The organism is Corallincola spongiicola (assembly GCF_004284785.1).
In the GTDB taxonomy this organism is placed as follows: domain Bacteria; phylum Pseudomonadota; class Gammaproteobacteria; order Enterobacterales; family Neiellaceae; genus Corallincola; species Corallincola holothuriorum.
Genome location: NZ_SHLY01000004.1, coordinates 303023 through 313459, shown reverse-complemented (window position 1 = coordinate 313459; position 10437 = coordinate 303023). Strand labels below are relative to the sequence as shown.

Genomic DNA, 10437 nt, shown 5'->3' with positions numbered 1-10437 from the left:
GTCCCCTAAAGGGTTGTTGAAGACTACGACGTTGATAGGCAGGGTGTGGAAGCGTTGTGAGGCGTTGAGCTAACCTGTACTAATTGCCCGTGAGGCTTAACCATACAACCCCTAAGAAGTTTTGAGAGAGTGACGTGCAAGACACGCCAAAATCGATAGAGTGACAGTCGGCATTTTCCTAATTAAGTTTTTGTCTGGCGGCCATAGCGTTGTGGCACCACCTGATCCCATTCCGAACTCAGCAGTGAAACGCAATTGCGCCGATGGTAGTGTGGGGCTTCCCCATGTGAGAGTAGGTCACCGCCAGACACCTAATACAGTGAAGAGGCTACCCGATAGGGTAGCCTTTTTGCGTTTAAGACCGTTGAAAACAGTAAAGCCCTTCGCCCAAGCGAGGGGCTTTTTTGTTTTCAGTGCGCTTAGCGACGGCCCTTTAGTGTTGTCATCAAGCTGAAAGAGCCGTCAATCAGGGCAGGAGACTGACAAATAGTTAAGCATTTTTACCTGACTATCTCCGGTCCATTTCGCTGCCAGTCAACTAGTAAAATAAGCAGACTACATGAGAGGGGCATTTCCCATGCTGGCGACTTCAGGCAACAAAAAGCCCATCACTTGGATGGGCTTTGCTGGTTTATTAAGGCGCTCTATTTAATACGACTTCTAAGTTCAGCTTCGTGAGCTGTCGGATTATCCTGAACCAGTAAGTGGTAAAGGTTGTCGTTAATCCGCATGAAGTCCTTCACACCAGCCCCTTCAAGCTGGGCTAGCTCGACATCAACGGGTTGCTTAATAGATATCCTTAATCTGCTGGTTGCGCAGGCGATAACATCGGCAACGTTTGCCGCGCCTCCCATCGCCTCGCAAATGATATCTATATGTTGCTTAACGTCATCGCTAATATCTACGGCCGTTGATGATACCGATGTGGAAGATTCCACTGGCGCCTGCACCTGGGCCGTAGTTGTGGGTGCAACGCCATCAGCCTTTCCCGAGCGTATCGCCTCATCCATATCGGTTTTTAGGTTTTCAGATTGGGTGCCAAAAATGGCTTGGATCCCATTCCCGACAACCACGACGCCAGCTGCGCCCATCGACTTCAATTTGTCTTGATTAACCTGCGCGATATCCTTAACGCCTACACGTAGCCGAGTGATACAGGCATCAAGGCTGGAGATGTTGTCTTTTCCGCCAAATGCCGCGATAAGTGCGAGGGTTTTATCGGCTGCTGGATCTCCGCTACTGGATGTCTCTTCTTCGTCATCGTCGACAACCATGGCGTCTTCTCGGCCCGGTGTCGCTAAGTTCATGGTTTGAATCACGACTCTAAATAGAACGTAGTAAATGGCGGCGTACATCAAACCAAATACGGGGAACAACCAGCCCTCTTGCGAGTTAGGGTAGAGCACAATAAAGTCAATTAACCCATGGGAGAACGAGGTGCCGTGAACCATTCCGATCGCATTAGTCAGCACGAATGCAGAGCCAGCAAGTAACGCGTGAATGCCGTAAAGTACAGGTGCTACAAATAGGAATGAAAATTCGATTGGTTCGGTGATACCTGTCAGGAAAGAGGTCAATGCTGCTGACATCATGATACCGCCAACTTTGGCGCGGTTTTCAGGGCGTGCGGTGTGCCAGATAGCGATAGCTGCGGCAGGTAAGCCATACATCTTGAACATATAGCCACCAGCGAGTTGGCCAAAGCCATTACCCGCTGCTCTAGTCGCAGGGTCTGCAGCGAGATAGCAACTAAGAACACCATTCACTTTTTCGCCTGATGCATTCACACACTCACCTGCTTCAAAGAAGAAGGGTACGTTCCAGATGTGGTGGAGGCCGAAGGGGATCAGTGAACGTTCTACGACGCCATATATACCAAATGCGACAGTTGGGTTCTGGTTTGCGGCCCAGTGCGAAAAGGCACTGATTGCGTCACCGATTGGCGGCCAGACGAAAGAGAGGATCACGCCCGCAATAATAGCGCTGAAGCCGGTAATAATTGGGACGGAGCGTTTACCAGCGAAGAACCCTAAATAGGCTGGAAGTTGGATCTTATAGAAGTGTTTAAATGCCCACGCGGCGATCCCGCCCGCGATGATACCACCGAGTACCCCGACATCCGTTCCTGGTGCAACAACGGACAAGGTTTTGATCATGATGACATAACCAACCGTTGCTGCGAGCGCTGCGACACCATCATTTTCGGTGAAACCAAGAGCGACGCCGATAGCGAATAGCAATGCCATATTGCCAAATATCGCGCCACCAGATTGTTCCATGATTTGGGAGAGAAGTTCCGGTAAGAAGCCAAATTTGGCTGCACCGACCCCCAATAAAATACCAGCAACAGGTAATACTGATACTGGCAACATTAACGATTTACCTACCTTCTGCAATGCTGCGAAGGAATGTCTCCAGACACTCATAGGGCGTTCCTTTTCTAGTAGTTGTTGGCCGCGTGTTAGTCCATGCTCAAATTGCGAACTGCAGTCGCATCAGGTTGAGCGAGGGCTTTAACCGCGAACTGTTTGCATTGTTCATAATTGAGTTTTCGTACATTTGCTTTTACTTCAGGGAGTACAGGTACACTTACTGAGAGCTCGGCTACGCCGAGTCCTACCAAAATGGGCACCGCGATCGGGTCGCCTGCTACCCCTCCGCAGACACCGACCCATTTGCCGTGGGCATTCGCCCCTTTCACTGTCATATCGATCAGGCGCAGTACCGCCGGGTTTAATGCATCAACCATGGGGGCTAATACTGGATGACCGCGATCCATCGCTAAGGTGTATTGGGTCAGGTCATTGGTGCCGATGGAGAAGAAGTCGACATGCTCAGCGAATATTTCTGCCATGACTGCGGCGGCAGGTACTTCGATCATGATGCCGATCTCTACACCGGTAATTCCAAGCTTCTCAGCTTCTTCAATGACGACACCTTTCGCGGCAAGCAGCTCTGGCAGAGTGGCAATCATAGGGAACATGATCCGTACTTTGCCTTTTTCGTTGGCCCGCAGAACTGCCCTAACCTGGCGTCTTAGCATGGAGGGTCGATTAAGTCCGACGCGGATACCGCGCTCGCCAAGGAAAGGATTCTCTTCCTCCGGCAAAGGCATATAGGCCAAGGGTTTATCGCCACCAACATCTAGGGTTCGGATAATGAGTGGTTTATCCTTACCCAAGGTTTCAGCTATTTCACTGTAGATCTGCGTTTGGGTCTCTTCATCAGGTTCGGAGACGCGGTCTAGGTAAAGGAATTCAGAGCGGAGTAAGCCGACCCCTTCGCCTCCCAACTTGATCGACTCTATGGCATCAGCGTTACTGCCGATATTGGCAACAATCTCCATATGGTGGCCGTCAGTCGTTACTGCTGGCTCCATGCAGCTGCTGAGTGCCTCTGCTCTTGCGGTAGCATGCTGTGCTTGCTGCTCTTCTATCTGCTTGATCTTCTCCGCTGTTGGCGCGGTGTAGAGTTTGCCTTTGCCACCATCCAGGATCACCGAACGTCCCGCAGGTAACTCTAGGGCGGCCTTATCAATCCCTGCAATGGCTGGTAGATTCATCGACCGAGCGATAATGGCAACATGGGAGCTGGATCCGCCAAGGGAGGTGCAGAAACCGATCACCTTTTCTTTATCCAAATTCGCGGTGTCTGATGGTGTTAGATCTTCCGCAATTAATATGCTGTTCTGTGGAAAGTCATAGCTTTGATCGCCATAACCTAATATGTGGTGAAGTACACGTTGACCAACATCTTCTAGATCATTCGCTCGCGCTGCGAGTACTTCGTTATCGAGCTGAGTGAGCACTGCTTTCTGCATTTTTATCGCAGAGTCCCAGGCAAACGCGGCCGACTTTCCGGTGTGTATTAGGCGCTTGGCTTCATGATAGATCCCCGGATCTTCCAGCAACTCCTGATGGGCGGAGAAGATCTCGGCACGATCGGTTGCACCTTCAGCTTTAAGTTTGGTTTGCAGTTTTTCCAATGCGCTTCGGCTGCATTCGATAGCGTTGACCAGGGTTTCCTGCTCGGTGTTGCTGTCGTTAGCATCTTCATCAAAGCTGAGGGTTTGTTTGACTATCTGATAGATTTCACCAATAGCTAGGCCGGGGGATGCTGAGACGCCAATTAACACATCCTGCTCGTCACTCTTAATTTGGAGCAACGGGGCTTCTTCTGGCTCTGCGACGGCGGCCGCGGAAGGAGCGACTTGCTCACCGACCTCTTCACCTAATCCCAAGTGAATTTGCTCGGTTAGCTCTTCGATTGCTTTGGCACCATCACGACCTTTGGCAGTGATCTGGATGGTGCTACCAAATTGCACGTTAAGTCCCATGATAGCGACAACACTCTTGGCATTGGCCGTTAGTCCTTCTCGAACTAAAGTGATCTCTGACTGGTAGTGCTTGGCCAAGTTTGCCAATGTCGCGGAAGGTCGGGCGTGGAGACCTGCCGGGTTGGGAATAACGATGTCACTGCTCGTTACTGGTTGGTAGGTTTCTTTATCTATTATCTCTTGAGTCGAGGTTTCCCCTAACGATAACTCAAGTACGGTGTCTTGCTCCGCTTCGACATGGCCAGAACCGTACTGATAGGAGTGCACGAGCTCGCCATTGGTGACAATGATAATCGTTAATAGGCTACGCGCATTGAGTGCAATTTGATCCGCATCGAAGTCAACTAAGGGTTGGCCAACCGTAACTCGCTCGCCCTCTGTCACCAGAGGAAAAAAACCTTCCCCCTTGAGCAGCACAGTGTCTAAGCCAATATGCATCAACACTTCAACGCCTTGCTCTGAGCGGATGGTAACAGCGTGTTTGGCGGGGTGGATCTGAACAATGGTACCGTCAATCGGGGACACCAGGACTTGACTGGTTGGGTCTATGGCGATGCCATCGCCAACCATTTTTTGTGCAAAGACGGGGTCTGGCACATCTTCGATTGATCTTATGTAACCGGAAAGTGGGGCCTTAAGCTGTAAAGATGGCTGGGCCATATTCTCATACTCCATTAAAAGAAGATGAAAATAACTATAGTGCACAGGATGCAATTTGCGTGGTGTAATGATTGAAAGTTAAAGAAAATTTGGCTGTGTAGGTCACATTGTTGTAACCGAACCGGTGTAACCCTTTGGCGAGTTTAGCCTCGCTTCGCTGGGATAAAAAAAGAGCCCCAATTGGTGGGGCTCTTTAAGCAGGTATCACGTTAAGTTATTAAGATTGACCGAGCTGCAGGCTAACTTCTGCCTCACAAGGCAATGCGAGTTCACCAAGCAACAGATGAAATACAGTATCGTTAATCTTCATTACATCAGTCACGCCTGCTGCCGAGAGTGCTTGCTCATCTGGTTGCACCGCCGCCTTTAGCTTTAAGCGTAAGCGACTGGTAGCACAGGTTTGAAAGCTCTCGATGTTATCACGGCCGCCCATCTGAGCGATGAGTGTGGCAACCAGTGGTGCGACATCGGTTGTGGCGACTGGCGCAGCACTATCGTCTCGGTGAACGGCTTCAGGCTTTGGGACTGCAAGCGCTTCCTGCAGCGAACCTGACTGTGAAAGATACTCGTCCATCGCTGTTTTCAGGTTTTCAGACTGCGTACCGAAAATGGCTTGCATACCGTCACCTACCTGAACAACACCAGCGGCACCCATCGCTTTAAGTTTAGCTTGGTCGACCTTTGCGGTATCAATCACACTGACACGAAGGCGAGTGATACAGGCATCTAGATTAGTGATGTTTGCAGCGCCGCCAAAGGCCATTACCAGTTGTTTTGCCTGATCAGAGCCACTGCTTGCAACTTCAGCTGCTTCAGTTTCATCTTCACGGCCAGGCGTTTTCAGGTTGAGCTTGATGATAGCGACACGGAACACTACATAGTACAGCGCACCATACATCACACCGAATAGCGGGAATAACCAGCCTTTTTGCGAGTTAGCAAACAACACAATGAAGTCGATCAAACCGTGAGAGAAGGTGGTGCCGTGAACCATACCTAAAGCGTTAGTCAGAACAAATGCAGAGCCAGCCATCAGTGCGTGGATCGCATACAGTACTGGTGCAACAAATAGGAACGCGAATTCGATTGGTTCGGTAATGCCCGTTAGGAATGAGGTCAGGGCAGCTGAGATCATGATACCGCCCACTTTGGCGCGGTTTTCAGGCTTGGCTGTGTGCCAGATAGCGATAGCAGCGGCAGGTAGACCATACATTTTGAACATGTAACCACCGGCTAACTGACCGAAGCCGTTGCCCGCTGCCCGGCTGGCTGGATCCGCTGCACTGTAGCAGCTCAGGATACCGTTGATGGTTTCACCGGAAGCGTTAACACATTGGCCTGCTTCAAAGAAGAACGGCACATTCCAGATATGGTGCAAACCGAATGGGATCAGAGCACGCTCAACCACACCGTAGATACCAAAGGCAACAGTTGGGTTTTGATATGCCGCCCAATGAGAGAAGCTGGCAATCAGGTTGCCGATAGGCGGCCAGATGAATGACAACACGCAGCCGACACCGATAGCGGCGAAACCTGTGATGATCGGTACCGAGCGTTTCCCGGCAAAAAAGCCGAGGTAAGCAGGTAGCTCGATGCGGTAGAAGCGGTTAAATGCCCAACCTGCAATACCACCTGCAATAATACCGCCTAAAACACCAACATCGGTGCCTGGCGCAACAACGGCCAACGTTTTGGTCATGATCACATAACCGACCGCAGCGGCAAGTGCTGCAACACCATCATTTTTCGTGAAGCCCAATGCAACACCAATGGCGAACAACAGCGCCATGTTGCCAAATACGGCACCACCGGCTTGTTCCATGATTTGAGAAACGATCTCGGGCAGCCAACTGAATTTTGCTGCACCGACACCGAGAAGTATCCCCGCGACCGGTAGAACGGACACGGGTAACATCAGCGATTTACCGACCTTTTGCAGGGCGGAAAAAGAGTTTTTCCAAATGCTCATAGCCTGTTACCTATCTATTTGTGTTTAGATTTAATTATGTTTTTAGTTTTCTAGTGCTTCGTTTTAGCCTGTACCGCCGTTAATCAACGGTCGGTACCAATGCTCGAACCTCTTTCGCGTCAGTTAGCTGCAAAGCTTTTGCTGCTAGCTCCTGACACTGAGTGAGTGTTAACTCACGTATCTGTGACTTGATCTCGGCCAGTACCGGTACGCTGACTGACAGCTCATGTATGCCAAGGCCGATCAGTAGCGGAACGGCTTGTGGATCGCTGGCGATACCACCGCAGACACCGGCCCATTTGCCGTGGCGCTTCGCTGCATCGGCAGTCATCTTAATTAAGCTGAGAACAGCAGGATTAAGGCCATCGACAAACGCCGCTAGTTTCGGGTGACCGCGATCCATTGCCAGGGTGTATTGGCTCAGGTCGTTACTGCCGATAGAGAAGAAGTCGACTTCCGGGGCAAACTGCTCAGCGAGAACCGCGGTGGACGGTACCTCTACCATGATGCCGATCTCTATCGGGGCGACATCCAGCTTGATGCGCTCTTCTTCAACCACCTGCTTAGCTAGTTTCAGCTCATTGAGCGTGGCGATCATCGGGAACATGATGCGGATGCGGCCATGGGCAGATGCCCGCAGAATGGCACGCACTTGCTTGCGCAATAGGGTTGGGCGATCCAAACCGATACGAATTCCCCGCAGACCCAAGAATGGATTCTCTTCGCTTGGCAGGGGTAAGTAGTTCAACGGCTTATCACCACCGACATCAAGGGTGCGAACAATCAGTGGGCGTTCAGGGCCAAGTTCCAGCAATACATCACGGTAGATCTCATACTGCTCTTGTTCGGTTGGCTCAGTGACGCGATCTAGGTAGAGAAATTCTGAGCGCAGCAGGCCAACACCTTCACCGCCCATGGTCACAGACTGGCTGGCATCTTTGATGCCACCAATATTTGCTACCACCTCCAGTTGATGACCGTCGCAGGTGATCGCCGCTTGATGGGCATTGAGGCGGGCATGCTGGCGGCGGCTGTCAGCGGCTTGCTGGCGGTTGGTGATCTCTTTCAGCGCAGCGGCAGAGACATTGAGTTTTAGCTGCCCTGACTGGCCGTCCAAAACAACTTGGGTGCCATTCGTTTGCTGCATCGCTCTGGGGTCTATACCGGCGATAGCTGGCAGCCCCATGGCGCGAGCAATAATGGCAACATGGGAGGAGGAGCCTCCTTGTACCGTAGCGAAACCCACTACTTTTTCTTTGTCCAGATTAGCAGTGTCGGATGGCGTTAAGTCGTCGGCAATCAGAATGCTGTTGTTCGGTAATTCAGGCCCTTGCGCTGGTAGTTTGAGCATAATGCGGAGTACGCGATTTCCTACATCCCGCAGATCAGTGGCACGCTCTCTTAGCAGTTGATTGTCCATTTGGCTGAAAACGAGCGCTTGCTGTTCGATAGTTTGTTGCCAGGCGAATGCAGCGGATTTACCTGCAGTAATAGTGACCTCAGCCGCTTCCAACAAGGTGGGATCGCTGAGCAACTCTTGGTGCGCTTGAAAGATCTTGGCACGCTCAGCATCACCTTTATCGATCCAGGTTTGTGCCAACGTCGCTAGTTGTTGCGTGGCGGTACTGATCGCTTGATTTAACTGGTCAGCTTCATCGGCTGAATTATTGGCGGTTTCTCTGATGTCAAAGCGTTCAGGCTGGATAACAAATATCTCACCAATGGCTAAACCTGGTGATGCCGCGACCCCTTCCAGCAGATCGTCTTGTTGTTGCTTGGGTAGTAGCAAAGAGGTTTCTTCTGGCTCCGCGACTATCTCGTTATGTGATTGTTGAACATCTTCTCCGAGACCTTCGCGGATCGCTTGCGTTATCTGCTGCAGAGTCGCTTCGGCGTTGGCACCTGCGGCATGCAAAATCACAGAGGCACCGAAAGGCACGTTGAGTCCCATCAGGGCAACAACACTTTTGGCGTTAACCTGACTGTCGTTACATTCGAGGAATAGATCACAGCCACTTTCCTTGGCTAGTTTTGCCAGCGTTGCGGATGGACGGGCATGTAAACCGGTTGGGTTGGGGATCAACACAGGTTGACTGCTAAGCAGTGGATAGTTTGGCTGGCTAGTTTTGGCTGCTTGCTCGTCAACTTGTTTCAGTACCAGCTCTAGCAAAGTGTCTTTGGGGCCATCCACACGGCCGCTAGCGGGGATCTGCTTTTCTACTAACTCACCGTTGGTAATGATTATCTCTGTCATCAAGCTGCGGGCATTGAGAGCGACTTGGTCAGCGCAGAAGTGGATCAAAGGTTGTCCGGTAGACACTTTGTCGCCTTCGCTGACGTGGGGAGTAAATCCTTCACCGCGCAGCATCACGGTATCTAACCCTATGTGCATCAATATTTCGATACCCTCGGCGGTACGTATTGTGATTGCATGGTGAGAGGGGTGAAGTTGAATAACTTCGCCAGCACATGGGGCACATAGCGTGTCGCTAGTGGGGTCGATGGAGATACCGTCACCGACCATCTTTTGTGCAAATACAGGATCGGGTACTTCGGATAGGTCGTATATCATGCCTTTGAGAGGCGCTTGCAAAATAACAGACTGAGATGATGTCTGGCGTTGGATCTGAGCGTGTTGAGCGATGGCCATGACGATTCCTGACGAATGAAATTGGCGACGATTCTATGGTGATGCGCTTTAAATAAATTGCGCAAGATCACTTTTGGGGAATGGGAAAACACTAAATAACAGTCGGTTACGCTGCCGTTACACTAAGTTACATTGCACACGGTGGCGGCGTTATGTTTCCTGTTTTGCTGCGCAAAACTTGACCTTATGACTTGGCAAAGAGGGATTAACGGACTAGTTTAATAAAATAGTCTAACTCTTTGTTTGAACGGTGATTTCATGAAGAAAATTTGGTTTGCATTGTGTTTGCTGATTGGTTTTATGCCTGCGGTATGGGCCGACTCGGTGGCTGACGAACGCGCGGAAGTGATGGCCATGCATGATAAAGCGTTGGCCCAACTTTATAAGGAAAAGCCGGAAGCGAAAACTAAAGTGCAAACGGCTCCTGGCTATGCGGTTTTTAAGAATGCTGATGTTAACTTGCTCATCGCTGCTGTTGGTGGTGGCTATGGCGTGGTGCATAACAATAACACAGGAAAAAATACCTATATGAAGATGGGTACAGGCGGCATCGGTCTCGGCCTGGGAGTGAAAGATTTTCGTGCTGTTTTTATTTTTAGAACGGCGGAAGTGATGGATAAATTTGTTAATAGCGGTTGGGAGTTTGGTGGTGAGGCGGATGCGTCCGCGAAAGCCGGTGATGATGGTGGTGCGGCAAGTGGGCAGGCGGTGGTCAGTGATATTGAGATCTATCAGATGACCGAGAGTGGCTTGGTATTGCAAGCGACGGTTCGTGGCACCAAGTATTGGCTGGATGAAGATCTGAATTAGTCCCTTCAATTG

The 10437-nt window shown here is 50.7% G+C and carries 3 protein-coding genes, 2 rRNA genes and 2 pseudogenes; 3 read left to right on the top strand and 4 right to left on the bottom strand.

Going from position 1 to position 10437, the window contains the following annotated elements; translation table 11 throughout:
- Both EXY25_RS13565 and rrf read left to right on the top strand, forming a co-directional pair.
- Positions 1-104 (top strand): 23S ribosomal RNA (locus EXY25_RS13565); the annotation flags it as partial.
- Between the two features lie 89 nt (positions 105-193).
- Positions 194-309 (top strand): 5S ribosomal RNA (rrf, locus tag EXY25_RS13560).
- A 680-nt stretch (positions 310-989) separates the two neighbouring features.
- Here rrf and ptsG (EXY25_RS13555) read toward each other — a convergent pair.
- The 4 genes and pseudogenes from ptsG (EXY25_RS13555) to ptsP (EXY25_RS13540) form a co-directional block, all read right to left on the bottom strand.
- Positions 990-2426 (bottom strand): annotated as a pseudogene (gene ptsG, locus EXY25_RS13555) (PTS glucose transporter subunit IIBC); the annotation flags it as partial.
- Between the two features lie 35 nt (positions 2427-2461).
- Positions 2462-4996 (bottom strand): phosphoenolpyruvate--protein phosphotransferase, encoded by a 2535-nt coding sequence (ptsP, locus tag EXY25_RS13550; protein ID WP_130567168.1) that lies wholly within the window; start codon positions 4994-4996, stop codon positions 2462-2464.
- Between the two features lie 556 nt (positions 4997-5552).
- A pseudogene (gene ptsG / locus EXY25_RS13545) lies at positions 5553-6965 on the bottom strand (PTS glucose transporter subunit IIBC); the annotation flags it as partial.
- Between the two features lie 79 nt (positions 6966-7044).
- Positions 7045-9615 (bottom strand): phosphoenolpyruvate--protein phosphotransferase, encoded by a 2571-nt coding sequence (gene ptsP / locus EXY25_RS13540; RefSeq protein ID WP_130567167.1) that lies wholly within the window; start codon positions 9613-9615, stop codon positions 7045-7047.
- 258 nt (positions 9616-9873) lie between these two features.
- Between ptsP (EXY25_RS13540) and EXY25_RS13535 the strand changes: the two genes are divergently transcribed.
- The gene (locus EXY25_RS13535) at positions 9874-10425 is read left to right on the top strand and encodes a lipid-binding SYLF domain-containing protein (RefSeq protein WP_130567166.1); all 552 of its coding nucleotides are present in this window, start codon (positions 9874-9876) and stop codon (positions 10423-10425) included.
- The last annotated feature ends 12 nt before the right edge of the window (positions 10426-10437 follow it).